This window comes from Achromobacter sp. Marseille-Q0513 (assembly GCF_018195695.1).
Classification (GTDB): Bacteria; Pseudomonadota; Gammaproteobacteria; order Burkholderiales; family Burkholderiaceae_B; genus Achromobacter.
Map to the genome: position 1 here is coordinate 1 of NZ_JAGTJY010000023.1, position 25,669 is coordinate 25,669.

At 63.1% G+C, this 25,669-nt stretch carries 20 protein-coding genes and 1 tRNA gene; 7 read left to right on the forward strand and 14 right to left on the reverse strand.

What is annotated here, in order from left to right:
* Positions 1 to 254 precede the first annotated feature (254 nt).
* The 3 genes from KDH83_RS07490 to KDH83_RS07500 are packed head-to-tail and all read left to right on the forward strand — an operon-like array spanning position 255 to position 4,429.
* Positions 255 to 2,921: a Z1 domain-containing protein gene (locus KDH83_RS07490; protein ID WP_212314036.1), complete on the forward strand. Its 2,667-nt coding sequence runs from the start codon at positions 255 to 257 to the stop codon at positions 2,919 to 2,921.
* On the forward strand, positions 2,903 to 3,946 hold the full coding sequence (locus tag KDH83_RS07495; protein ID WP_212314038.1) for a PD-(D/E)XK motif protein: 1,044 nt from the start codon (positions 2,903 to 2,905) through the stop codon (positions 3,944 to 3,946). The genes KDH83_RS07490 and KDH83_RS07495 overlap by 19 nt, the downstream gene beginning before the upstream one ends.
* Before the next feature lie 42 nt (positions 3,947 to 3,988).
* Complete coding sequence (locus KDH83_RS07500; protein WP_212314123.1) at positions 3,989 to 4,429, forward strand: DUF559 domain-containing protein; 441 nt, start codon at positions 3,989 to 3,991, stop codon at positions 4,427 to 4,429.
* Positions 4,430 to 4,806: 377 nt separating this feature from the next.
* On the opposite strand, the gene KDH83_RS07505 is transcribed toward KDH83_RS07500, so the two are convergent.
* The 3 genes from KDH83_RS07505 to KDH83_RS07515 all read right to left on the reverse strand — a co-directional run bounded on the left by KDH83_RS07505 (position 4,807) and on the right by KDH83_RS07515 (position 8,010).
* Entirely contained in the window at positions 4,807 to 6,366 is a 1,560-nt protein-coding gene (locus KDH83_RS07505) for a DNA cytosine methyltransferase (protein ID WP_212314040.1), read from the reverse strand.
* Between the two features lie 763 nt (positions 6,367 to 7,129).
* Entirely contained in the window at positions 7,130 to 7,819 is a 690-nt protein-coding gene (locus tag KDH83_RS07510) for a hypothetical protein (RefSeq protein WP_212314042.1), read from the reverse strand.
* Between the two features lie 114 nt (positions 7,820 to 7,933).
* A tRNA-Pro gene (locus KDH83_RS07515) sits at positions 7,934 to 8,010 on the reverse strand.
* A 239-nt stretch (positions 8,011 to 8,249) separates the two neighbouring features.
* Between KDH83_RS07515 and KDH83_RS07520 the strand changes: the two genes are divergently transcribed.
* Positions 8,250 to 8,564 carry a DUF4148 domain-containing protein gene (locus KDH83_RS07520; protein WP_212314044.1) on the forward strand — a complete coding sequence of 105 codons (315 nt, stop codon included), beginning with the start codon at positions 8,250 to 8,252 and terminating at the stop codon, positions 8,562 to 8,564.
* 97 nt (positions 8,565 to 8,661) lie between these two features.
* On the opposite strand, the gene KDH83_RS07525 is transcribed toward KDH83_RS07520, so the two are convergent.
* From KDH83_RS07525 to KDH83_RS07540, 4 genes are read right to left on the reverse strand one after another with little or no spacing between them, the layout of a single operon-like run.
* A complete protein-coding gene (locus tag KDH83_RS07525; RefSeq protein WP_212314045.1) occupies positions 8,662 to 9,480 on the reverse strand; it encodes an SDR family oxidoreductase in 819 nt (272 codons plus the stop codon).
* A 10-nt stretch (positions 9,481 to 9,490) separates the two neighbouring features.
* Complete coding sequence (locus KDH83_RS07530; RefSeq protein WP_212314047.1) at positions 9,491 to 10,231, reverse strand: glucose 1-dehydrogenase; 741 nt, start codon at positions 10,229 to 10,231, stop codon at positions 9,491 to 9,493.
* A gap of 22 nt (positions 10,232 to 10,253) precedes the next feature.
* A complete protein-coding gene (locus tag KDH83_RS07535; RefSeq protein ID WP_212314049.1) occupies positions 10,254 to 11,588 on the reverse strand; it encodes an MFS transporter in 1,335 nt (444 codons plus the stop codon).
* Between the two features lie 18 nt (positions 11,589 to 11,606).
* Positions 11,607 to 12,536: an alpha/beta hydrolase gene (locus KDH83_RS07540; RefSeq protein ID WP_212314052.1), complete on the reverse strand. Its 930-nt coding sequence runs from the start codon at positions 12,534 to 12,536 to the stop codon at positions 11,607 to 11,609.
* A gap of 162 nt (positions 12,537 to 12,698) precedes the next feature.
* Between KDH83_RS07540 and KDH83_RS07545 the strand changes: the two genes are divergently transcribed.
* Positions 12,699 to 13,601: a LysR family transcriptional regulator gene (locus tag KDH83_RS07545; RefSeq protein WP_212314054.1), complete on the forward strand. Its 903-nt coding sequence runs from the start codon at positions 12,699 to 12,701 to the stop codon at positions 13,599 to 13,601.
* A gap of 15 nt (positions 13,602 to 13,616) precedes the next feature.
* Here KDH83_RS07545 and KDH83_RS07550 read toward each other — a convergent pair whose 3' ends face one another.
* Positions 13,617 to 14,621 (reverse strand): tripartite tricarboxylate transporter substrate binding protein, encoded by a 1,005-nt coding sequence (locus KDH83_RS07550; protein ID WP_212314056.1) that lies wholly within the window; start codon positions 14,619 to 14,621, stop codon positions 13,617 to 13,619.
* Positions 14,622 to 14,928: 307 nt separating this feature from the next.
* Between KDH83_RS07550 and KDH83_RS07555 the strand changes: the two genes are divergently transcribed.
* Positions 14,929 to 16,281, forward strand: a complete 1,353-nt coding sequence (locus tag KDH83_RS07555) for an aromatic acid/H+ symport family MFS transporter (protein WP_212314058.1) — start codon at positions 14,929 to 14,931, stop codon at positions 16,279 to 16,281.
* A gap of 202 nt (positions 16,282 to 16,483) precedes the next feature.
* Here KDH83_RS07555 and pstB read toward each other — a convergent pair whose 3' ends face one another.
* The 5 genes from pstB to ppk1 all read right to left on the reverse strand — a co-directional run bounded on the left by pstB (position 16,484) and on the right by ppk1 (position 22,767).
* A complete protein-coding gene (gene pstB, locus KDH83_RS07560; RefSeq protein ID WP_103275726.1) occupies positions 16,484 to 17,260 on the reverse strand; it encodes a phosphate ABC transporter ATP-binding protein PstB in 777 nt (258 codons plus the stop codon).
* Between the two features lie 51 nt (positions 17,261 to 17,311).
* Positions 17,312 to 18,166: a phosphate ABC transporter permease PstA gene (pstA, locus tag KDH83_RS07565; RefSeq protein ID WP_212314059.1), complete on the reverse strand. Its 855-nt coding sequence runs from the start codon at positions 18,164 to 18,166 to the stop codon at positions 17,312 to 17,314.
* Between the two features lie 29 nt (positions 18,167 to 18,195).
* Positions 18,196 to 19,215, reverse strand: coding sequence for a phosphate ABC transporter permease subunit PstC (gene pstC, locus KDH83_RS07570; protein WP_103275728.1), 1,020 nt, complete (start codon positions 19,213 to 19,215; stop codon positions 18,196 to 18,198).
* A gap of 125 nt (positions 19,216 to 19,340) precedes the next feature.
* The gene (pstS, locus tag KDH83_RS07575) at positions 19,341 to 20,381 is read right to left on the reverse strand and encodes a phosphate ABC transporter substrate-binding protein PstS (RefSeq protein WP_212314062.1); all 1,041 of its coding nucleotides are present in this window, start codon (positions 20,379 to 20,381) and stop codon (positions 19,341 to 19,343) included.
* Between the two features lie 310 nt (positions 20,382 to 20,691).
* The gene (ppk1, locus tag KDH83_RS07580; RefSeq protein WP_212314065.1) at positions 20,692 to 22,767 is read right to left on the reverse strand and encodes a polyphosphate kinase 1; all 2,076 of its coding nucleotides are present in this window, start codon (positions 22,765 to 22,767) and stop codon (positions 20,692 to 20,694) included.
* A 219-nt stretch (positions 22,768 to 22,986) separates the two neighbouring features.
* Between ppk1 and ppx the strand changes: the two genes are divergently transcribed.
* Positions 22,987 to 24,474, forward strand: coding sequence for an exopolyphosphatase (gene ppx, locus KDH83_RS07585; protein ID WP_212314067.1), 1,488 nt, complete (start codon positions 22,987 to 22,989; stop codon positions 24,472 to 24,474).
* A gap of 183 nt (positions 24,475 to 24,657) precedes the next feature.
* Here ppx and KDH83_RS07590 read toward each other — a convergent pair whose 3' ends face one another.
* Positions 24,658 to 25,461, reverse strand: a complete 804-nt coding sequence (locus KDH83_RS07590) for a GNAT family N-acyltransferase (protein ID WP_212314069.1) — start codon at positions 25,459 to 25,461, stop codon at positions 24,658 to 24,660.
* Between the last annotated feature and the right edge of the window lie 208 nt (positions 25,462 to 25,669).

Genomic DNA, 25,669 nt, shown 5'->3' on the forward strand with positions numbered 1-25,669 from the left:
CCCCTGGCGCTGGCACTACCTCGGAGGGAGGGCTGCCCCCCGGAGGCTCATCTAACAATGTTAGAGCGTCACCCTCTCCAAATCCTGTTGCAACACCGCGCCCCTCAGCCAGCGAGAGCGGCGGAGGCACGAACGGCTCTTCCGTCGACCTAGAGCACATTGAATCCCTTCTTGAGCGGGTTGCCCGGCCGGATGAATGGCCTGTCGTTCAAAGGGTAGTAGCGCGCGCCAAACAAACCTTCACGGGGTAATCGATGTCACAGCACCATCCGCAAGAGGAACAAGCGCTCAAGACTGCCAGGTTTCTACTAGACGTGGGGCATTCCAAGGCAGATGTGCTGTCCAACGCGCTTATTCCGCCACACCTCAGGCAATGGGTGGAGGACCGTCTGGAGGAAGAGTCGAACAGAACCTTCGAGCGGGCCCGTGTCATATCAATGGCCGAAGAGTCTACAGATTGGCTCGCGGGGATAGACCGTAGCGAGTGGCACTATTGGCCAAAGCTACGGTCGTATCTCCTTGGCATCAAAGGGTGGCCAAAGGATACTGTCACGTCGTTGGACGACGCGTCGGACCGCATATTGCGGGAATTAAGGCCCCCCTCAACAAGCGAGTTCGACGTCCGTGGACTTGTTCTCGGTTACGTGCAAAGCGGCAAGACCGCGAACTTCACCGCCCTCATTGCCAAGGCGGCCGACGCTGGCTACAGGTTGGTGGTCGTCTTTTCGGGCATCGACAACGGGCTGCGGCGGCAGACACAGATTCGCCTCAACCGTGAGCTTACAGGCAACCCGGCCAATCCTCCTGACGCGGTGCGAATGCCACCGGTTGGCAAGCAGTGGCATCAGTTCACGACTGATGACCTCCAGGGGGACTTCCATGCTGGTCGAGCAAACCATGCCGCACTTCAAGGGTCGCAGCCTGTCCTTTTGGTGGTCAAGAAGAATGGGCCGGTACTTCGACGCTTGCAGAGCTGGTTCCAATCCGCACCAGAGGACGTCCGCTCCACCTTGCCTGCTTTGTTCATTGACGACGAGGCAGACCAAGCAAGCGTTGACTCACGGGGCAGCTATCAGACACAGGAAGAATTCAACACTGACGACCCTGACTACGAGCAGCCGGCGGTAATTAACGGCCTCATTCGAGTACTAATAGGCATGTTCGCCCGGAGAGCGTATGTGGCCTACACCGCAACACCCTTTTCAAACATCCTCATCCCCCACGATACGTACGACGGCACAGCCGGAGCCGACCTTTATCCAAAAGATTTCTTTATCGACCTGCCTAAACCCCGTGGCTACTTTGGAACGGACGAGTTTTTTGGACGTTTTGACCCCATTGACGAAACAACAATAGATGGCCTCGACGTCCTGCGAATAGTCTCGCCGGAAGAGGTCGCGTCCTTCGTCCAGGACAACGAGCTAGCGCCGAGCGTCGACCAAGCATTGCATGCATTCATTCTCGGCGGAGCGGCACGTGCGTTGCGAGGAAAGCCAGACGCCCCCTGCACCATGCTCGTTCACACGAGCCAACGCATAGCAGACCAGCGACCGACCAAGTTGCTGATGGAGGAGCGGTTCAGAGAACTTCGAGATGAATGGCGCTACAGCCGCAAAAGCGGCATTCGCACCCGTCTAGCTGGCCTTTGGACGAATGATTTTGTGCCTACTACTTCAGGGATTCCTGGACGATCACAGCATACCTTCGAAGAGCTGGAGCCGTTTATCGGGCCATTTCTCGAGGCTGTCGTGGTTCGGGAAATCAACAGTGACATGGGCGAGGTCCTGGACTATGAACGAGAGCCGTCCCTCAAGGCAATTGCAGTGGGTGGCAATCGCCTATCGCGGGGTCTCACGCTTGAAGGACTGTTGGTCAGCTACTTTGCCCGCCGTTCGCCCCAGTATGACACGCTCCTCCAGATGGCGCGGTGGTACGGATACCGAGGCGGATACGAGGACCTCACCCGCATCTATACGACAGGATTACTTGCGGACTGGTTCTCGCACTTGGCTTTAGTAGAGCATCGACTCCGCCAAGATATGCAGGTTTACGAACAGAGCCCTGGGCTGACGCCGCGCGATGTTGGAATGCGGATATTGCAGCATCCAACGATGCAGGTGACGAGCGCACTCAAGCGCCGCAACACGACCTCAAGCGTCATCACTCAGTCTTACTCTGAGCACCTGGAGCAGACTGTCAAGTTCCCCCTACAGGTCGAAGACCGCTTGGCAGTACTGTGCGAACGAAATCGACAGGCTACACGTGAATTTCTTGCCGGCCTTGGTAGCGCTCAGCGTTCAACGGGGTTCGGGCCAATGTGGATCGAGGTGTCTGCGGCTGCAGTAGTCAATTTTCTGAGGTCCTTTGCCGTCGACTTTGAGCTGAGCAGTCTCTCACCGGAACTCATCGCCGCCTGGATTGAACGGCAGAACACCGAGGGCGACCTAGTGAACTGGACCATCGCAGTTCGCGGGCGTGACAAGGCGAACGACAAATTAGGAGCGGCAACTTGGTTGCCAGACGGCACTGCCCCTGTCTGGAATATTGGGCGCACTCGGCTCAAGGGGACCAATTCGCTCGGGGTCATCACGAGCTCAGGTGATGAAGCGCTCGGGCTTACAGCTGACGAAGTTGCCTCTATGGAAAAGAAGCTCAGCGATGGGGACGAGAAAGACCGCAATCGCGCTGCGCGACTGTCCCGCTCGTCCAAATGCGGTCTCTTGCTCTTGTATCCCATAAGCAAGTACTCAGGGCGTGACGACACTCCTCTTGGCAAAGCGCGGGAGCCTATCTATGACAACCCTGACAGCCCAACTGCCCGCGACCTAATTGGCTTGGCGCTTTCATTTCCGAGGACAACGAAGGCAGGACCGTCAGAGGCTTACCTTGAGGGCACTTCAAGATGGCGACCAGTCTTGTAAGTCAGAGCACGCTCGCACTTCGCTGGGATCTCCTGGAGGAACAGGCGCCAACAGGTGAACGGCTCACGGCACGCTTGGCTGCTCCGGATGTTCGCGATGACGTGTTCATCGCCGTGGATGCAGAGTGCCAACGATACGTTTTAGTGGGCGTGCCACAGGGCGAGCCGCATGAATTGGCTGAGCGAACAAGTAAGGGCATTGCAGTTCAAACCGTCGATATGAATATCGGCGAGGGCGAGCGTTCCTTTTTTGTCGAAGTTGCATGTCTGGAAGCGCAGGGACATGCGGCTCTCGATGTGGTTGTTCGAGAGCTTGTACAGGCATTAAATGCTGGAGCAAGCATTGGCCGCGTTCGACTTGTGCAGAACATCTTGGCTAAGTGGCGGAGGTTCTGGTCTGGCGTTGACCAAGGCGTCCTCTCGAGGGAACAACAGATTGGCTTATTCGGAGAACTATGGTTTCTTTCACGTTGGCTGACCCCGTGTGTTGGCCCCGCGCGCGCGACGGGCCTTTGGCGTGGTCCCGGTGGAGCAAGAAATGACTTTGAGACACCGGGCCTTGGCATCGAGGTAAAGACAACGGGTAGACAGGACGCTGCCTATTCAATTCACGGATTGGAACAACTCCTCGAACCATCTGGCGGCGCACTGCTGTTGTTCTGCTTGGCAGTTCGAGACGAGTCGAGTGGTGTCGAATCACTGCCACAACTTGTGGCGGAGTTGCGCGAACAACGGCTCCAGGATTTCACCGCTCTATCCATGCTCGACTCCATGCTCTATGCATCTGGATATGATGATCAGCACAGCATGGAATACGCAAAATTGAGACTCCGGGTTCGTTCAGAAGGACTGTATAGGGTTCAGCCGGGCTTTCCCCGACTGGTGCCTGCCGCCATTGTTGACGGTGTGCCGCCAGGCGTGACTACGGTCAACTACGAACTGCATCTTGATGCCGCGGCACCTTGGCTTGTGGCAGCAGCGCCAAGTGCGGCAATGCTGCTCTTGAGCGATTTCATCGAGCGATGACTCATGGCCGACGTCTTCGACCGCGCCAAGCGCTCGGCTGTGATGGCGAAGATTCGTGGCACCGGAAACAGGTCTACAGAGCTGGCCGTGGCCCAAGGCTTTCGGTCTGCTCACATTACAGGGTGGCGGCGCCACGTAACCTTTACCTTCCGTATACAAGTGCCACCGGGCTCCACCGCTGCTGGTAACACTCAGATAGTCAGGGTTCGACCCGACTTCATCTTTCGCAAAACGCGACTTGCGATCTTCGTCGACGGTTGCTTCTGGCATTGCTGCCCGATACATTCGAAAATACCGGAGAGCAACAGATCATTCTGGGAACCAAAGCTGCAGGCAAATGTTGCAAGGGACCGGCGAGCGACTCATTTAATGCATGGCGCGGGGTGGGGCGTTCTACGATTTTGGGAGCATGAGCTTCGGGATATGGAGCATTTTTTAGAAAATATAAAGCGCCACCTCAAGGCAACTCAGCTGCCACTTTGAGGCCTATGAGCGGTCCTAGGCCTCATCATCACGACTGAAATAATTTTTGGCAGCCTGCCTTAGACGACCGTGATTCTCAGGCCAGAAAAATGAGTAATTGGCAAAGCCACAAAGAAATATAAGTAGCCATCAGACAGGCCGAGGCAATCTCATCTTGACAGGTAAACCTAAATAACAAGCGGGCAACAATGCGACAACAGTTTGCCGATTAGATCAGTTCTCTGCGTCAGCAACGCGCGTAAATTCATCCTTTAGACGGGCGGGTGCCCGGAAAAGTATAAGTGCAATGGTTCGCCGGAAGCCTCCTGTTCCTCTGCCTAGAGGAATTTGTAGCCTCGAACCCTCGTCAAAAGCTAAGAACCATCGCGCACCCGTCTTCACCTGCGGCAACAAATCATTAAATCGAAAACTATCTCGCCGATTTGCTTAGCCAACAGCGGAGGGACCGCATTGCCGATTTGGCCATATTGTTCAGTTCGACTTCCTTCGAAGAAGTAGTTATCTGGGAAAGTCTGCAAGCGGGCCGCCTCTCGTGCCGTCAGGCTACGACACTGCCCGGGATCGGGGTGGATGTAGTAGTGCCCATCTTTCTTGATATGGGCCACCACTGTAGATGATGGAAATTTTCCCATTTGGACGCGAAAACGATCCTTGAATGGAATAGTTTCATCGTCCACGTTCAGATGATCGGGTAGCAATTTCGGCGGAAAATCATGGAGGTTCGGGGCATATTTCTCTGTTGCAGCAAAGCATGCTGCGAACATGTATCGATGCAAATCCGATCGCATGTGGCTACGGGTCTCGTGATGCAAGACGCCACCAAGCCTCGGGTCCAGATACCAATCCTGCAAACTCTGAGGCATGAAGCCGCCTGGTGAAACCTCTGCTTCCACAAAACACGCACCATAGGTCGTCAGCTTCTCAGCCCTTTTGATGAACTTGTCCATAGCAGTTTCGATAGCGACACGCGACGGATCCCTCCAACCTTTGAGCGCTTGGGGTGACTTACGAACTGCGGCGACCCATGTGTCACGCGAGTCGGGCTCTTTCGACAAACGACTGCGCAAAGGTGGCAGACCAGCTAACGCAGCGCTCACCCCAACCTTCTTGGATACCTTACGAAGCAGAAAAGACGCGGGCCGTTCTTTCAGTGCCGAAGTCGCTTCTGCTACGTCCGAACGGATGCCAAAAAGGATCACGCGATGCCGACTTTGCGGAATGCCATAGTCATCCGCTTCAATCACATAGTCGTTAGGCTCAAGTTCATTGACAGATTTTTGGACAACGAACGATCGAATTTCATATTTCAGGTCAGTCCGAGGCCCTTTCAGATCGGAAAGAATTTGTTCAAAAATTCGCTTTCCGGAGTTGGTGGAATTGAGCATTCCCTTAACATTCTCCATCACGAAGATGGCAGGGGAGAACTGCTGAATAATCCGTAAATATTCCTTGTACAGGAAGTGTTTGGCATCAGCTTCGAATTTCTTCACATCCTTGCTACGAAGTCGCGACCGGCCTGCGAGCGAGTAGGCTTGGCACGGAGGGCCTCCGATGAGCACCCAATCCGTACAACCGTCCAGCGCCTCCCGTATCCATCCATCGACGGTCTCAGTCGGAGTGACGCCCAGTTCAGCGCAACGGGCCTCTCGAGCAGCGTCCGCTGCTGCGACCTTGATATCCGGGTGGCATAGGAACTGCTCACGAGAAATCTTCCCTCGGACATAGTCGTAGTAGCAATCTGGGACTTGATCCTTAGCGAACTTACGAAAGATTGCTCGAAGCAGTAGTGTTCGATGAGCTACGGCATCCTTTTCGATGGAGACATTAACGGCAAACCCTGCGACACCCGACGCATCGACAACAGACGAAAACCCTTCGCAGAGCCCTCCCGGTCCGGCGAATAGATCTATAACCGGAATCTTTCCACGTTGAGCCATTATTTCCGAATTTGCAGCAGTGAATTTTTATCGTAGAACCTCGGAATTATACCAGTGGAGCTGGACCACACAGCATCAATTGCAGTCTCCCGCCCCCATAAGCCTAGGAGCCAAATCTGCGCCTCCCAAACAACTCATCTTCCTCGGCACAGTCAATAAGCGCTTGGCTTACTTTAGCCAAATATAGACCAATTAACCTGCGCAAGGCATAACGCTTTTCTTTATCGTCACGGTGAACATGGCCGACTGCCCCCCCACCTTCTCCTATAGGAGCTGACATAACTATTGCCGTTATGGAAAGCTCCCCATCCACGTGTGATGCAGATAAATCCTTACCCAAATCCTCGCACGGAGCCACATGATCACGCCTGCGGACGGATACGAAAGCGACGATATGTACGTGGTGAGAACCACCGTCCTCACCATACTACTGTCGCCAGCAGAGAACCCATACATGCAGCGCAACAACGTGACGTATTGCGCTGGATCGTGGCCGTATACCTGCTCCGGGGTACGGTCTTTTGAATTTAGAAGTTTGATAAGCGCACTGCGGCCATATTGCTGACGCGCATGGGCTTCTTGTTTGCGCTTGCACGCTTCTTGCAACTGATTAGACATCTTTGACTCTATGTCTCCGGTCAAGTCCAGAGTGAAGTCAGTGTGTCCCAAGCGTTTTTTTCTAACTACGCGACCAGCCAGCAAACAGGGGATGGTTTGCTGGCAAACCGAGGACTTTTTCGCCGTGAGGTGGTAGCAAGCTGAGCTACTTCCGTTTGGAGAAAAGCTGTGCTGCGTCTGGCAGGGCCTTCAACCAATCGTCAATCGTCCTTTCTATCTGTTTGAGACTGACCTTGATGCCTGCGGAATCGGCCAGTTCCAACACTTTGGGGTTAACGACCTGCACGGCATGATTTCTGGAACTGCACCCGCTAGGCGGTGCGCTGTTCCTGGCCAAGTCACAGGCCAAGTCACGGAGAGGCTGGAATCTCTCGGAGCGCTTCTTTGCGCCAGAGGCAGCCATATCACGCTTCACGCCATCAGCAGCCTGCTGTAATGCCACTTGCAGCCCCTTCCCAGCCATCGCAACTCCGCACCAATACCACGCCTCGACCAGATATGACCAAGCCGCGTCAGGATGGCTCGTGTCGCGGGCATGCATGGCACGAAAGTAATAGGTGGCCGACAGCAGGATGGGGCTGACCGGAGACCGGGCGCTGGCATCGTAGTCCTTCGCCTTTTCTTGATCCGTCGCGCACTGCAACAGGATTTCCAGGGGCTGATCTGTTTCCCGGCGATCCAGGCGCGGCAGGGGCTTCAAGACATCTTCAATAAACTCGTCGCCGGGAATATGCTTGACCGCAACCACGTACACATCGTACAGGTGCTGAACGGTCAACAGCATCAGGTCGTTCAGGCTATAGGGGTGACCTTTCTGTACTTCGTAGTCGCGCATGTCGGTTTTTTCTTCCTGAACAGCCCTATCACCCTCGGTGGCGTAAAAAGTGGGGTAAAAATGAAGAAAATAAAATGGGCTTACAGACCGAGATCTGTAAGCCCTTGAATTTATTGGTCGGGGCGGCGGGATTCGAACTCGCGACCCTCTGCTCCCAAAGCAGATGCGCTACCAGGCTGCGCTACGCCCCGAAGGGTGGGAACTATACCAGATACTGCGCCCGTTCCGGCGTCCGCCGGGCAAGCCCCGGCCTGCGCGCGGCTGGCGGCACGGCGGCGCGCGCGGCGCATTGCCCCGTCTTATTGAAAGCTCTTTCCCTGAACAGGCATTTATCCGCTGCGGCAATCGGCGCACAGTGAAGCCTCGATGTCAGGAGCCTTACGGAAGCCGTACTGCCTCCCGCTCCTGGCCCATGATTGAGGATCCTGCCATGAAGATGAATCTTGCCACCGCCATTGCGTCGATCACCATTGCTCTCGTGGGCGTCCAGGCCCATGCGGCTCCTGCGGGCGCGAGCGCGCCCAGCCAGGGCTACGACAACGCGATCGCCCGGCCGGAGTCACGGGCGGAAGTCGAGGCCGACCTGGCGCTCTGGAAGCGGGCCGGACTGGACAAGCTGGAACAAGGCGAAAGCGGCCCGGACATTTACAGCGCGGAATACCGCGAGGCCTACGCGAACTACCTGCGCATGCGTCGCGGCCCCGAGTACGCGGCCGAAGTCGCTCACCAGGCCCAGGGAGAATAGTGTCCGCGCGAGCGCCCCGGGACAGCGACTTCGGGACGTTCGGATAGCGGCATTCGGATGGCGGCCCCGCGCCGCCATCCAGCGCCAGGTCAGGCGGCTACAGATTGCCGGTGGCCTTGCCAATCCGCCAGTACACGCCGCCCCCCGTCATGCCGCCATCGACCGGCAGATCCGCGCCCGTGATGAACGAGGCATCCGGTCCCAATAGGAACATGACGGCCGCCGCGATCTCGTCGGGATCGGCGCCGCGCGACAACGGCGTGGCGTCGCGGTTGCCTTCATAGAAGAGCCGGGCCCGGCCGGCATCGTGCACGGCATTGGGTTGCATGATCATCGGCGTTTCCACCAGGCCCGGGCACACGGTGTTCACGCGTATGCCCCGTCCCGCCAGTTCCAGCGCGGCGGCGCGCGTCAGCCCGCGCAAGCCCCACTTGCTGGCCGTATAGGCCGCGCTGAAGTAGCCGGTCAGGCCGGCGGTGGACGAGGTATTGACGATGGACGCGCCGGCCGGCATCAAGCCGGCAAGCGCGTGTATCGCCAGGAACGGTCCGTCCAGATTGATGTCCAGCAAACGCCGCCATTCGGCATGCGAGGTCTCCGTCACGGTCTTGCGCAGGGTCACGCCCGCGTTGTTGACCAGGCCGTACAGCGGCGCGCCCTCGCGCTCGATTTCAACGGCCAGCGCCCGCCAGTCGGCTTCGCTGGCCACGTCCGCCACCCGTGCCCGCAGACGCCCGGCGTCCGCGCCCGCCTCGGCGCGCAGCGCGTGCCACGTCGCGTCGTCTTCCGGCAGCACATCGAGCGCATGGACGATGGCCCCCGCCCGCAGCAGGCGCAGGGCCGCGGCCGCGCCCTGCCCCCGCGCCGCGCCGGTCACCACGGCGGCCTTGCCGCTCCAATAGGATTGCGTCGTCATGGCGCGCCCCTCAGGTCTTGGACACGCCGCCATCGACCAGCAGCACATGGCCGGTCACATAGGCGGAGGCCTGCGAAGCCAGGTAGAGCACGGCGTCCGCGATCTCGGCGGGCTGGCCCAGCCGCCGCGCGGGCAGGCGGCCGATGTACTCGGCATGGGTCGCCGCGTCGGCATGCATCCAGCTGCTCATGGGCGTTTCGATGAAGCCCGGCGCGATGGCGTTCACGCGCAGGCCCAGCGGGCTCCATTCCAGCGCAAGGCATTGCGTCAGATGCGCCACGCCCGCCTTGGCGCTGGCATAGTCCGCGCAGTTCGGACGCGGCTTCACGCCGGCATAGCTGGACAGGTTGATGATGGCGCCGCTGCGCTGCGCCACCATGTGCCGCGCGGCCGCCTGCGCGCCGAAGAACGTGCCCTTCAGATTGATGTCCTGCGTGCGTTGCCAGGCGGCCTCGTCCAGATCCAGCGCGGGCATGCGCTCCATATAGCCCGCGTTGTTGACCCAGATATCCAGCGCGCCATATTCGACCGCGACCGCGTCCGCCAGCGCCCGGATCGCGGCGGGGCGGGTCACGTCCAGTTCGCGGCAATCCGCATCCACGCCCGCCATGGCCGCGCTATCGCGATCGGTGGCGACCACGCGCGCGCCCTGCTTGCTCAGCGCCGCGACTACCGCGCGCCCGATGCCACCGCCCGCGCCGGTAACCACCGCGACTTTGCCTGCCAGGTCCAGATAATTTACGTTGCTCATAGATCGATGTAGAGGTTGGAATTCAGTTGAAGGCCGGACGCTTGGCGACCGCGTCGCGCGCGGGCTCGCCCGGCAGGCGAATGGCGTTCAGGTCCACGCCGGCGGTTTCCTTGATCAGGAAGCCGCCCGCGAAGGCCATCAGTCCCAGCGCGCCCACGTAGGCCGTGTAGACCCAGCCCAATCCCTGCGCGCCCAGCCAGGTGTTGATGTACGGCGCCGTGCCGCCGAAGATGGCGACCGACAGCGACGAGATGAAGCCCACGCCCATGGCGCGCGCGCCGGTCGGCACCTGTTCGGCCACCACCGCCGGAAAGATGGCCGCCAGCAGCGCCCAGACCAGCAGGCCGATCAGCTGCGCCACGAACAGGGTCCAAGGCTGATTCGTGACCAGATGCGATACCGGGAACACCGCCAGCGCGACGCCCAGCCCGAACGCCATCACCATCGGCTTGCGGCCGTAACGGTCGGCCAGCCAGCCGCACACCGGCAGCCACAGCAGGCAGATCAGCTGCGCAATCAGGCTGGCGGTATAGGCGCCCGACGGATCCATGCCCTTGGTCGCGATGGCGGTGGCCGGCGCGAAGGTCACCCAGGTGTAGTAGGTGGCGTTGGAGGCCGCGGCGATCATGATGATGTTGCGCACGATCAGCAAGGCCTGGCGTCGCGATACCTTCACGCCGCCCGCCGCTTCCGCGCGATGCTCGAACACATCGCTTTCGCTGGCGCTGCGCCGCAGGAACAGCGCATAGACGCCCAGCAGCGCGCCCACCGCGAAACCGACGCGCCAGCCCCAGGCCTGCATCGCGTCCTTGCCCAGCCAGGACGTCAGCAGGGCGGCCAGGCCGGTCGCCGCCATCACGCCGACGGTCACGCTCACGAAGACGGAGCTGGACCACAGGCCGCGCCGCTTGGCCGGCGCGATTTCAGCGACGTAGGTATAGGCCACGCCGGACTCGCCGCCATGCGCCAGGCCCTGCATCAGCCGGCACAGGAACAGCAGGACCGACGCCCACACCCCCGCCTGTCCGTAGGTCGGCAGCACCGCGATGGCCAGGCTGGTCAGGGCCAGCAGGCACATCGTCAGCACCAGCGTGAACTTGCGTCCATAGCGGTCGCCGATGCGGCCGAACAGCCAGCCGCCGACCGGCCGCGCCAGGAAGCCGCCGGCGAACACCGCCAGCGTGGCCAGCAGCGCCGAAGTGGGATCGGACGGGTCGAACAGGTTCATGGCCAGATAGGCCGAGAACGTGCCGTACAGCGTCCAGTCGAACCACTCCAGGGCGTTGCCCACGGCCGCCGCGCGCAGCGAAGCCAGGCGGCGCCGGCGGTCTTGTGTCTCCATTGTTATTGTCGTCATTGTCTTGTCCTTGAGGGGTCAGCGCAGGTGCTGGGCGAACCAGTCGGCGGCCGCGCGGCGGGTGCGTTCGAAGTGTTCCGTGTAGACGGAGTAATGGCCGCCCGGCAGCAGCAGAAGCTGCTTGGGCTGGTGGGCCGTGTTGAAGGCTTCCTGCTGCAGATCGGCGGGCGTCAGGCCGTCGCCGGTCGCGACGATCATCAACAGGGGCGTGGGCGCGATGCGGCGGATGTACGCGGCGGGCTCATAGGCGCGGGCCAGCTCCAGCGACCGCAGCGTGACCTCGTTGACCCAGGCGGGGCAACGCTGCGCTTCGCCGGTCATGTACGCATGGGAGTCGGGCCCCGGATACGCCACCGGCGCCTCGGGATCGGCATCGACCATGCGCAGCGTGGCGGGCGGCTGTCCGGCATCGCGCGCTTCGCGGTCGGCCTCGAACGCCGCCTGCAGGGCCTGCGCCTTGTCATAGCGCACGCGGCGCTGCGCCGCCAGGAAGCCGCTGGTGGTGGGCACCTGGCTCACCACGCACTTGACCCGCTTGTCGATCGCGGCCACGGTCAGGGCATGGCCGCCGCTGTAGCTGCTGCCCCAGATGCCGATGCGCTCACGGTCCACCTCGGGGCGGCGGCGCAGGTAGGAAATGGCGGCGCGAAAATCCTGGATCTGCCGCTGCGGATCGATTTCCTGGCGCGGCTGGCCCTCGCTGCGGCCCAGGTTGCGGAAGTCGAAGGTCAGCGCCGCCAGGCCCTGCTCGACGATGGCGGCCGCGTAGTCCTCCAGATCGCCGCCCGCCACCATCGACCAGCCGTGCGCCAGCGCCACGGCCCCCACGGGGCCGCGGGCTTGCGCCGGCAGGTAGAGCGTGCCGCGCACGCGGTCTCCTTCCACCACGAATTCAATCGGCTCTTCCGATTTTTCCGGATCCGGCCGCGCCGTGCGCGATTCGGTCATTCCCCTCTCCTTGGCGTTATTGAGATTGCGATAAATGCAGATTCAAGGGCCGAATTCTGCCCATGCCGCCAGAGGGGAACAAGCGGTATTATTCATCCAATCAATCGTAATTTCCGATTGATTGAATCACTGAATCCGCCCACGCCGGAAAGGAGCGCCGCCATGGATCTGCGCCAATTCGATTGCTTCCTAGCCGTCGCCGAAACCCTGCACTTCGGCCGGGCGGCCGAGGCACTGCACATGAGCCAGTCTTCGGTATCGGAAGCCATCAAGGCGCTGGAACGGACGCTGGGCGGCCCGCTGTTCGAACGCAGCAGCCGCCGGGTGGCCCTGACGCCGCTGGGCGAAACGCTGCGACGGGGCGCCGGCCCCGCCGTCATCCTGCTCAAGAGCGCCATCGACGATTGCAAGCGCCAGGCTTCGGGCAAGCCGCGCCATCTGCGCATCGGCTTCCTGGGCGGCGGTTTCTATGAGCTGTATCGGCCGTTGGTGTCCGAATTCAAGGCGGCCCACCCCAGCGTCGAGCTGGAGTTCGTGGAGCTGACCTATGTCACCCACTACGCCGCCGTGGCCGATGGCTCGGTCGACGTGGCGTTCTGCCGGCTGCCGCTGGGCGCGGACGGGCTGTGCCACGGTCCGATCGTGCTGCGCGACCAGCGCATGCTGTGCGTGCCGCACGACCATCCGTTCACCGCGTCCACGCTGCTGGATCCGGAAGTGCTGGGCGACGAGCGCCTGGTGCGCATGGTGCCCGGCTCGGTGAACCAGGAATGGCAGGACTATCACTTTCCCCGCCACACTCCCAAGGGACGCCCGATCGGCGACGGACCGGTGATACGCACGATCCGCGAGGGCATCGCCGCGGTCAACACGCGCGAGGGCCTGCTGATGCTGACCAAGCGCGCGGCCAGCTACTACGCCACGCCCGAGATCGCCTTCGTGGAGATCGATCTGCCGGCGATGCCGTCGGCCCTGGTGCGCCGGGTCGACGACCATCGGCCGATCATCCAGGAACTGGACGCCCTGCTGCTGCGCATCGCCGAGCGCCACGGCGTCGCCGCCTGACGCCCGCCGGCGCGTTCAGTCCACCTTGACGCCCGCGTCGCGCACCACGTCGCGCCACAGGGCGATCTCCTTGACGATCTGTTCCTGGAACGCCGCCGGGCTGCTGGGCGCCGCTTCCTCGCCGGTGGTCTTGAGCCGTTCGGCCATGTCCGGCTGCACCACGGCGGCATTGATGGCCGCGTTGAGCCTGGCCTGGATGGCCGGCGGCACGCCCTTGGGCGCGATGATGCCGTACCAGACCGTCACGTCGAAAGGCACGCCGGCCTCGCGCACGGTCGGCACGTCCGGCGCGGACGACACGCGCTCGGGCAAGGTCACCGCCAGCACCTTCAGGCGCCCGTCCTTGCGATAGGGCAGCGTCGAGCCCGCCGTGGTCAGCATGGCCTGGACCTGTCCCGACACGGTATCGGTCAGCGCCGGCGCCGAGCCCTTGTACGGCACGTGCGTCATCGAGATGCCGGCCGCCTTCAGGAAGGCCTCCATCGCCAGATGCGAGATGCCGCCGGTGCCCGACGAGGCATAGGCCAGCTGGCCCGGCTTCTTTTTGGCCAAGTCGACCAGGCCGGCCAGGTTGTCCACCGGCACGCTCGGATGCACCGACACGAAGAACGGCGCGCGCGCGATCATGCCGATCGGCGTCATGTCGCCCACGGGGTCGAACGGCAGGCTGTACAGGCTGGGATTGACGGAGTAGCTGTTGGAAATCAGCGTCAGCGTATAGCCGTCCGGCTCGGCCCGCAGGCCCTGCTCCACGCCCAGTTTGCCGCCGGCGCCGGGGCGGTTCTCCACCACCACCGGCTGCTTCAGGCCATCGGACAGCAGCTGCCCGAGCAACCGCGCAATGCCGTCGTTGCCGCCGCCGGCCGCGAAAGGCACGATCAGCTTGATGGGCTTGGATGGGAACTCGTCGGCATGCGCGGCCGGCAGCGGGCCGGCCAGCGCGGCGGCGACGAATGCGGCGGGCAGCAGTTTTTTCGCCAGCGCGCCGCACGCGGCCTGGATCCTGGATTGCATGGTCATGCCTGTCTCTTCCTTCGTTATGTCGCGCCTTGTGATGCGCGCGTATCTGTCGTGGGTGTCGCCGCGCGGCGGGAGATGCGCTTGCGGAAACCCTGCTGCGGATTCCGCGCTCAACTTGCAACCGTTGTAATACCGACGGCGTTGCGCAGTATGCCCCAATTGGCGCCGGGCCTCGCGGGAAGCGAAGCAGGGAACCCGGGCGGCGGGCAGCCGCGAATCCTGCGCAATCCCTGATTGACACTCAAATATTTCAAGCCTAAATTAATTTTCGCTTCCAGCACCACAATACCTATCCATCGGGAACCCCATGTCAGACTCGCCCACCCCATCCGCCTGGGCCACGCCCGCGCGGGCCACCTATACCGTGCTGTTCGTCTGCTGGCTAGCCATCCTGTTCGAGGGCTATGACGTCGGCGTCATGGGCGCGGTGCTGCCGGCCCTGGCCGTGGACAAGAGCTGGAACCTGACTCCGATGCAGCAGGGCATGCTGGGCAGCTATGCGCTGGCCGGCATGTTCGTGGGCTCGTTCGCCGTGGGCACGCTGAGCGACCTGCTGGGCCGCCGGCGCATGCTGCTGGCCTGCGTCACGCTGTTCTCGCTGACCATGATCGGCGCGGCCTGGGCGCCGACGCCGAACTGGTTCGCCACGTTCCGCTTCATCGGCGGGCTGGGCCTGGGCGGCGTGATCCCGGTGGCGGCGGCGCTGACGGTGGAATACTCCCCGCCCGCGCGTCGCGGTTTCAACTACGGCGTGATGTATTCCGGCTATTCGCTGGGTATCCTGTGCTCGGCGGCCGTGGCCATGTGGCTGCTGTCGCACTGGGGCTGGCGCTCGGTAATCGCGGTCGGCGCGCTGCCGCTGCTGCTGGTGCCGGTGCTGGCGCGCCTCCTGCCCGAGTCGCTGGAATACCTGCTGGCCAAGGGCGACGAGGCCGGCGCGCGGGCGCAGGCCGCGCACCTGGGCATCACCTCGCTGGACGCCTTCCGTCCGCGTGACGTGCAGGGCGAGAAGACCTCCACGCGCGACGTGCTGGCAGCCGTGTTCGCACCGCGCCACCTGCGCGCCACGCTGTGCTTCTGGGGCGCGCTGTTCCTGGGCATGATGCTGGTCTACGGCCTGAACACCTGGCTGCCGCAGATCATGCGCAAGAACGGCTACGACCTGGGCTCCAGCCTGTCCTTCCTGCTGGTCTTCAGCCTGGCGTCCGCCATCGGCGGCCTGCTGCTGGGGCAGTTCGCGGACAAGACCGAGCCACGCAAGATCGTGGCGCTGTTCTTCGTGCTGGGCGCCGGCGGCATCTACTGCCTGACCTACAACAACCCGCTGGTGGTGAACTACCTGTGGGTGGCGCTGGCCGGCATCGGCAGCATCTCGTCGTCGCTGATCCTGACCGGCTACCTGACGGGTTACTTCCCGGCGCACGCGCGCGGCGCGGCCACCGGCTGGGCCTTGTCCTTCGCCCGCATCGGCGCCATGTGCGGCCCCATCGTGGGCGGCTACCTGGCCACCCTGCAACTGCCCCTGGCCTGGAACTTCATCGCGTTTTCCTGCGCGGCGCTGCTGGCGGCGGTATTCGTCATCCTGATCCCGCCGCGCCGGGCCGCCGTCCAGGCGCAGGCCGAGAACAGTACGCGCACGCCGGCGACGGCGTCGCGTTGAGGCGGATCGACCCGGGACCGGCGCGCGGCCCGCGAGGGCGCGCGCCATCGTTCCACATGTGCCCGGGCACCATGGCTCACACGGGCGCATCCGCCTTCCGCCAGCCAAGAAAAAAGCGCTTCGATTGACATCGAAGCGCTTTTTTTTGACCTGATCGCCCCGTGAAGGACAACCCGGAGCCGCCTGGTGGCGGCATCCCGCATCAGCCGAAGCGGCCGGTGATGTAGTCTTCCGTTTCCTTGCGCGCCGGCTTCACGAAGATCTGGTCGGTCTGGCCGAATTCCATCAGCTCGCCCAGGTACATGTAGGCGGTGTAGTCCGAGCAGCGCGCGGCCTGCTGCATGTTGTGCGTCACGATCACGACCGTGTAGTCGTTCTTCAGCTCGGCGATCAGCTCTTCGATCTTGGCGGTGGAGATCGGGTCCAGCGCCGAGCACGGCTCGTCCAGCAGCAGGACTTCGGGCTTGATGGCCACGCCGCGCGCGATGCACAGGCGCTGCTGCTGGCCGCCGGACAGGCTGTTGCCGCTCTGGTGCAGCTTGTCCTTCACTTCGTTCCACAGCGCGGCCTTGCTCAGCGCCCATTCCACGCGCTCGTCCATCTCGCCCTTGGACAGGCGCTCGAACAGGCGCACGCCGAAGGCGATGTTGTCGTAGATGCTCATGGGGAACGGCGTGGGCTTCTGGAACACCATGCCGACCTTGGCGCGGATCAGCGAGATGTCGGTCTTGGCGGTGAGCAGGTTCTCGCCGTCCAGGATGATCTCGCCCTCGGCGCGCTGGCCGGGGTACAGCTCGAACATGCGGTTGAAGGTGCGCAGCAGCGTGGACTTGCCGCAGCCCGACGGGCCGATGAAGGCGGTGACCTTCTTCTCCTGGATCGACATGTTCACATTGCGGATCGCATGGAACTTGCCGTAGTAGAAGTTCAGGTTCTTGACCTCGATCTTGTTCTTGACGGCGGTGGCGGTGTTTTCCATTTGGTTTCCCTAGGCTTCGGCCCGCGCACTGCGCGAGCCGGCGAGCGGTCCTTATTTGCGGAACATGTTGCGGGCAAGGATGTTGATGCCCAGCACCAGCAGCGTGATCAGCGTGGCCCCGGCCCAGGCCAGGTTGTTCCAGTCCTTGAAGGGGCTGGCGGCGTATTGGTAGATCACGACCGGCAGGTTGGCCATGGGGCCGTTCATGTTCAGCGACATGAACTGGTTGGACAGGGCCGTGAACAGCAGCGGCGCGGTCTCGCCCGAGATGCGGGCGATGGCCAGCAGCACGCCGGTGATGATGCCGGTCTTGGCGGCGCGATAGCACACCATGGTGATCATGCGCCACTTGGGGCAACCCAGCGCCGCGGCGGCTTCGCGCAGGCTGTTGGGCACCAGCAGCAGCATGTTGTCGGTGGTGCGGACCACCACCGGGATCACCAGGATGGACAGCGCGATGGCGCCTGCCCAGCCCGAGTAGTGCCCCACCTGCGCCACGTAAACGGCGTAGATGAACAGGCCGATGATGATGGACGGCGCCGACAGCAGCACGTCGTTCAGGAAGCGCGTGGCGGGCGCCAGCCAGCCGCGCTGGCCGTATTCCGACAGGTAGGTGCCGGCCAGAATGCCGACTGGCGTGCCGATCAGCGTGCCCACGCCGGCCATCAGCACGCTGCCGATGACCGCGTTGAGCAGGCCGCCGGTCTGGCCCGGCGGCGGCGTGATTTCGGTGAAGAGCGTGTACGACAGCGCGGGCGCGCCCTTCATCAGCAGCGTCAGAATGATCCAGAACAGCCAGAACAAACCGAACAGCAGCGTCGACAGCGAGACGGTCAGCATGATGCGGTTGACCACGCGGCGCCGGCGGTAGATGCCGTTCTGCATATTGAGTACGGAGACAGCCATGATCTTTTCCTTGTCGTTCGCGCGGGGGCTCAGCTCTTCTTGCCCTCGCCCGCCGACAGGCGGACCAGCAGCATCTTGGACAGGGCCAGCACGACGGTGGTGATCAGGAACAGGATCAGGCCCAGTTCCAGCAGCGCGGCCTTCTGGATGCCGCCCGCTTCATTGAATTCGTTGGCCAGCGCCGAGGCGATGGAGTTGCCCGGCGAGAACAGCGAGCCGGACCACTTGAAGGCGTTGCCGATCACGAAGGTCACGGCCATGGTCTCGCCCAGCGCGCGGCCCAGTCCCAGCATGATGCCGCCGATGACGCCCGACTTGGTGAAGGGCAGCACCACGCGCCACATCACTTCCCAGGTCGTGCTGCCCAGGCCGTAGGCCGATTCCTTCAACATGGTCGGCACCAGCTCGAACACGTCGCGCATCACCGCCGCGATGAAGGGGATGATCATGATCGACAGGATCAGGCCCGCGGTGAAGATGCCGATGCCGAACGGCGGCCCGGCGAACATGCCGCCGATGATGGGCACGTTGCCCAGCGTGGCGATCAGGAAGGGCTGCACGTATTGCTGGAACACCGGCACGAAGACGAACAGGCCCCACATGCCGTAGATGATCGAGGGAATCGCGGCCAGCATCTCGACCGCGGTGCCCAGCGGGCGACGCAGCCAGGCCGGCGACAGCTCGGTCAGGAAGATGGCGATGCCGAAGGACACCGGCACCGCGATGATCAGCGCGATGGCCGAGGTCAGCAGCGTGCCGATGATCGGCACCACGGCGCCGTAGCTCTGCTTGACCGGATCCCAGTCGTTCAGCCAGAGGAACGACAGGCCGTACTTGGCCAGCGATTCGCGGCTGCCGTAGACCAGGGACACCAGGATCGCCGCCAGCAGGATGAACACCAGGAAGGCGAACAGGCGGGTCAGGTTCTTGAACAGCGCATCCATCAGCGCATTATTGTTTTGCTTCATAGGCGAAGGCGTGCCGGTAGTCACGGAATCATCCGCCCCATTGGGCGAAAGCGGCACACTATTATCCATTACCGCGCTCATGGATGGACTTTCCTTAGGGCCAGATGGGAAAACGGAGGTTGTCTAGCCGGGGCCGCCCTGCCCTCGGCCCCCGCGAGCGGGACCGGGACAAGGCAGGCGGGCGCAAGCGCCCGCCTTGCTGCGGCTTACTTCCAGACGGCCTTGCCGTCGGCGGACTTCACTTCGCCCCAGGCGGCGCGGATTTCCTTGGTCACGGCGTCGGGCAGCGGCACGTAGTCCATGCCTTCGGCCGACTTGGCGCCGTTCTTGAAGGCCCAGTCGAAGAAGTCCAGCACGGCCTTGCCTTGCACCGGCTTGTCCTGCGACTTGTGGACCAGGATGAAGGTGGCGGCGGTCACGGGCCAGGAATCGGCGCCCGGCTCGTCGGTCAGCACCACGCCCATGCCGGGCGCGCTCTTCCAGTCGGCGTTGGCGGCCGCGGCGGCGAAGGCCTTCTGCTCGGGCTGGACGAACTTGCCAGCCTTGTTCTGCAGTTGGGTCCAGGCCAGCTTGTTCTGCTTGGCGTAGGCGTATTCGACGTAGCCGATCGAGTTCTTCAGCTGGCCGACGTAGGCGGCGACGCCTTCGTTGCCCTTGCCGCCCTGGCCGGTGGGCCACTTGACGGCCTTGCCTTCGCCGACCTGTTCCTTCCACTCAGGCGAAACCTTCGACAGGTAGTTGGTCCAGCCGAACGTCGTGCCCGAACCGTCCGAACGGTGCACCACGATGATGTCGGCCGAGGGCAGCTTGACGTCGGGGTTCAGCGCCTTGATGGCGTTGTCGTCCCACTTCTTGATCTTGCCCAGGAAGATGTCGCCCAGGACCTTGCCCGACAGCTTCAGCTTGCCCGGCTCGACGCCGTCGATGTTCACCACGGCGACCGTGCCGCCGATGACGGCCGGGAATTGCAGCAGACCGTTCTTTTCCAGGTCGGCAGCCTTCATGGGATCGTCCGAAGCGCCGAAATCGACGGTCTTGGCGATGATCTGCTGCTGGCCGCCGCCCGAGCCGATCGACTGGTAGTTCACGGCGTTGTTGGTGGCAGCCTTGTAGTCCGACGCCCACTTGGCGTAGATCGGGTACGGGAACGAAGCGCCGGCGCCGGTCACGTCGGCGGCTTGCACTGCGAACACGGCGGCGCTCAGCGCGACGCCCAGGGAAACTTGCTTGAAGACACGGTTGAACATCTTGGTTCCTTCTGTGCTCGTTAGAGGATCTGGCAGGCTTTCTGCTGCCTGTCTTTCAGCGACCCTCGCATGTTAGAAGCCCAACATTACAGGCTAGTGACAGTCACATTAGGTCCCCCCCCGAAGCGCTGCGCGCTTCCCCCCCAGGGGGGCGCCGGTGGCGGACCGGCGGAGCCGGATCCGCGCGGCCTGGCTTGGGGGGGCTCTGCCTCGAACGGCATTGTCGGGCTGCGGAGGGGCGCGGGGCGGACGGTGAAAGGGAGCCGGGGGAAGGATGGGGACAGATCGTCCCCACCCCTTTGTCGGGGCGCTACGCGCCCAGCTTCTGCATCAGGTACTGATGCACGTTGAAGGGCTGTGCGCGGCTTTTCACCCGGACGTAATCGCCGTCGGGCAGTTGCTGCCAGGACAGCTGGTTGTCGCGCAGCGCGTAGGTGAAGGCCTCGTCGATGACGCGCTTCTTGAGCGTCTTGTCGTAGATCGGGAAGGCGATCTCGACGCGGCGGAAGAAATTGCGGTCCATCCAGTCTGCCGACGACAGGTAGACGGTCTCGTCGCCGTCGGCGTAGAAATAGAACACCCGCGAATGCTCCAGGAAGCGCCCGACGATGGAGCGCACCCGGATGTTCTCGGACAGGCCCGGCACGCCCGCCCGCAGCGCGCATACGCCGCGCACGATCAGGTCGATCTTGACGCCGGCCTGGCTGGCCTTGTACAGCTCTTCGATGATCTGCTCTTCCAGCAGCGAGTTCATCTTGGCCATGATGCGGGCGCGCTTGCCAGCCTGGGCCGCGCGCGCTTCGGCGCGGATCAGCTCGACCATGCCTTCGTGCATGGTGAAGGGCGACTGCATCAGCGACTTGAGCGCGCGGCGCGCGCCCAGGCCGGTCAGCTGGGCGAAGACCTTGTCCATGTCCTCGCACAGCTTGGGATCGGCAGTCAGCAGGCCGAAGTCGGTGTACAGGCGCGCGGTGCGCGGGTGGTAGTTGCCGGTGCCCAGGTGGGCGTAGCGGCGCAGCCGGCCCTTTTCGCGGCGCAGCACCACGGCCATCTTGGCGTGCGTCTTGTGCGCCACCACGCCGTAGACCACGTGCGCGCCCACTTCCTCGAGCTTGGAGGCCCAATTGATGTTGGTCTGCTCGTCGAAGCGCGCCATCAGCTCCACCACCACCGTCACTTCCTTGCCGGCGCGGGCGGCGGCGAGCAGGATCTTCATCAGCTCGGAGTCTTCGCCGGTGCGGTAGATGGTCTGCTTGATCGCCATCACGTCCGGATCCAGCGCGGCGGCGGTCAGGAAATCGATGACGGGCTGGAACGACTGGTACGGATGGTGCAGCAGCCGGTCCTGCTCGGCCACCGCCTCGAACAGCTCGGCCGGCTTGTCGCCGACGCGGTCGAACGGCGCCTGGACCGGTGCGCGGTAGTCGGGGAACAGCAATTCGGGACGGGTGCTGGAATTGCACAGCTGCATCAGGCGCGACAGGTTCACCGGCCCGGGCACGCGGTAGGTGTCCTCGGGCTTGAGCGAGAACTCGCGCTGCAGGAAGGTCTCCAGCTCGGGCGGCGTCATCTTGTCGATCTCGAGCCGCACGGCGGCGCCGAAATTACGCTGCGACAGCTCGCCCTGCAAGGCATGGCGCAGGTTGGTGACTTCTTCCTCGTCCACGAACAGGTCGCTGTTGCGCGTGACGCGCCACTGGTAGCAGCCCAGCATCTCCAGGCCCGGGAACAGCTCGCCCACGAAGGCGCGCAGCAGCGAGGTCAGCAGGATGTAGCCTTCCGGATGGCCGGACAGTTCAGGCGGCATCTTGATCAGGCGCGGCAGCGCGCGCGGCGCCTGCACCACGGCGATCGACGCCTGGCGGCCGAAGGCGTCGGCGCCGGAGAGCGAGACGATGAAGTTCAGGCTCTTGTTGTAGACGCGCGGAAACGGGTGCGCCGGATCCAGCCCGATGGGCGTCAGGAGCGGCATCACGTCGCGAATGAAGACCTCGTGCGCCCATTCCTGCTGCTGCGGGTTCCATTCGGAGGCATGGTGCAGGGCGATACCCTCGGCCTGCATGGCCGGCAGGATCTCGTCGTTGAGCAGCGCGTACTGCCGCGTCACCAGATCATGGACGGCGCGCTGCACGTTGTCGAAGGCCTGGTCCGGCGTCATGCCGTCCGGACCGACCAGGTTGGGCGACTGGCGCTGCTGCTCCTTGAGGCTGGAAATCCGGATCTCGAAGAACTCGTCCAGGTTGGAGCTGAGGATGCACACGTAGCGCAGGCGCTCCAGCAGGGGGGTCTTGGGACTTTCCGCCATCGCCAGCACGCGTTCGTTGAATTTGAGCAGCGACAACTCTCGATTCAGCAGCCAGGGCTCTGCGGGCGGGCGTGTGGTCATACCAGATTCCATACATGAAGAGAGCGTGAGGTTTTACTTCAAAATCGTGACGTTTCCGTGACACATGCTGCAAACGTAGGGTACGACAAAACCGGGACGCATGGACGCCGCCTCGCGCGCGCCAAGCCCCTGTTCCATAAGAGAAAACCCGAATCCGGGGGGACTGTCACATGAGGTATCTATAATCGGGCCACTCTTACAGCCATCATCACGAGCCGCATGGATCAACTTCTGGCCGCCGTGGACCTCGGGTCCAACAGCTTCCGCCTCTCCATCGGACGCATCGTCCAGCAAGACGGTACGCCCCAGATCTACCAGATCGATCGTCTCAAGGAAACCGTCCGGCTGGCCGCCGGTCTGGACACCGAAAAGCGCCTTGGCGACGAGGCCATCGAACGCGCCATCGCGGTGCTGGAACGCTTCGGCGAACGCCTGCGCAGCTTCCACCCCAACCGCGTGCGCGCGGTGGCCACGAACACCTTCCGCGTTGCCCGCAACACCCGCGATTTCCTGCCCCGCGCCGAAGCCGCGCTGGGCTTCCCCATCGAAGTCATCGCCGGTCGCGAAGAGGCCCGCCTGATCTTCTCGGGCGTGGTCCATACCCTGCCCCCCTCGCCCAACAAGCGCCTGGTCATCGACATCGGCGGCGGCTCGACCGAGGTCATCATCGGCAAGGGCCATGAGCCCACGCTGATGTCCTCGCTGTACATGGGCTGCGTCAGCTACAGCCGCCAGTTCTTCTCGGACGGCGTGATCGACGCGCACCAGATGAAGCAGGCCGAGCTGGCCGCCCGCCGCGAGATCGAAGTGATCGCCAAGCAGTACCGCAAGACCGGCTGGAAGGAAGCCTACGGCTCGTCCGGCACGGCCAAGGCGCTGTTCGCCATCCTGACCGAAGGCGGCATGTCCGACCGCGGCATCACGCGCGCCGGCCTGTCCAAGCTGAAGGACCGCATCGTCCGCGCCGGACGCGTCGTGCCGTCGGAGCTGCCCGGCATCAAGGTCGAGCGCGCCGACGTGCTGCCCGGCGGGCTGGCCATCATGAGCGCGCTGTTCGACGAGCTGGGCATCGAGGTCATGCACACCGGAGACGGCGCGCTGCGACTGGGCGTGCTGTATGACCTGCTGGGCCGCGACGTCGAGCACGACAAGCGCGACGAATCCGTGCGCCAGTTCATGAAGCGCTATCACGTGGACGCGAACCAGGCCCGCCGCGTGCATCACGCCGCGCTCTCGCTGTTCGATGCCATGATGCCCGAAGGCGCCGAGCGCGCCGAGCTGCGCACCGCGCTGGGCTGGGCCGCCGACCTGCACGAAGTGGGCCTGTCGATCGCGCACAACGCGTACCACAAGCACACGGCCTACGTGCTGGAAAACGCCGACATGCCGGGCTTCTCGCGCGCCGACCAGCAGCTGCTGGCGCTGCTGGCGCTGGGCCACCAGGGCAAGCTGAGCAAGCTGGAGCCGCTGGTGCGCAACCACGCCCAATGGACCGCCATCCTCAGCCTGCGCCTGGCCGTGCTGCTGTTCCGCCGCCGCGGCGAGATCGAGCCGCTGCCGCTGACCGCGTCGGTGCGCGGCGACTCCATCGTCGTGCGCGTGAACAAGGAATGGCTGGCCCAGCACCCGCTCAGCGATTTCACGCTGCGCGCCGAGGAAGCCGAATGGTCCAAGGTGGGCTTTTCGTTCGAGGTGCTGGAGTTCTGACAGCGGCGGCCCGACGATGAAAAAACCAGCGGAACGCTAGCGCGTCCCGCTGGTTTTTTTTGATGCCGGATCAGAAAGGCGACAGGTCGGTCTGCCTTTCCAGACGCCGCAATTCCTGACGCAAAGGCCGCGTGGCCCGCCGTATCAGTTTGATCTTCATACGACGGAACAGGCGGCGCATGATCAGCGCTGCCCGGTCGGGGCGGGTTGATCGAGGCCGAAATGGCGGCGATAGCGCTCGTCCATGCCGTCCATCTTCAGCAGCACCGGGAAGTCGGCGGCGTTGAAATCCGGATCCCAGGCAGGCTGGCCGCAGACGCGCGCGCCCAGCTTGAGGTAGCCCTTGATCAGCGGCGGCACGCGGGCCGGCAGCGTGCTGTTGAGCTTTTCCACCGGGTAGCGGTGCAGCGGCTCGACATACGGCTCATCGCCCTGCGGCAGCTGCTTGGAGATGGTGCGCCACACTTCGGCGGCGGTGACGCCGTCGTCGCGCAGGCTCACGCTGGCGCAGCCCAGCACGTACTGGTAGCCGCCGCGGCGCAGGTACTCGGCCAGGCCGGACCACAGCAGCATGATGACGGTGCCGTTGCGGTAGTCTGCGTGCGTGCACGAGCGGCCGACTTCCACCAGCTCGTCGCGGATCGGACCCAGGCCCGAGAGATCGAATTCGGATTCGGAGTAGTAGCCGCCGGCCTCCCGGGCTTTTTCCGGGGTCAGGATGCGGTATGTACCCACCACACGGCCGGTGTCGAGTTCGCGAACCATCAGATGTTCGCAAAACGGGTCGAAGCGATCATGCTCGACACCGTCCTGGGCATCGGGAAAGACCGCGCCCATATCCTCTGTGAAGACGTCGTAGCGCAGACGTTGGATCTGCTCGATTTCTTCTGCCGTGCGCGCCAGGCCGACCACCAGCACCTTGGGGGCGGGGCCCGTCCACGGTTCGGCGGCATTACGGCTTGGGTTGATGCGTGCTAGTTCCAGCATTGCGCGAAGCTCCTAGAGAGTCCGGTCAGTTTGGACGCCCTGTATGTCAAAGACTTGACCAATATGTTACGTGACTATGAAGTTTAGTTCGGAGCAGATAGACCGTATTTCCGCAAAGCTCAACAAAACTTTACAAATCAATACGCGGAAACAACAAAGCAGGGGCACCCGCCGTCATACGGCGGATGGCCCCTGCCCGGTCGCCGGA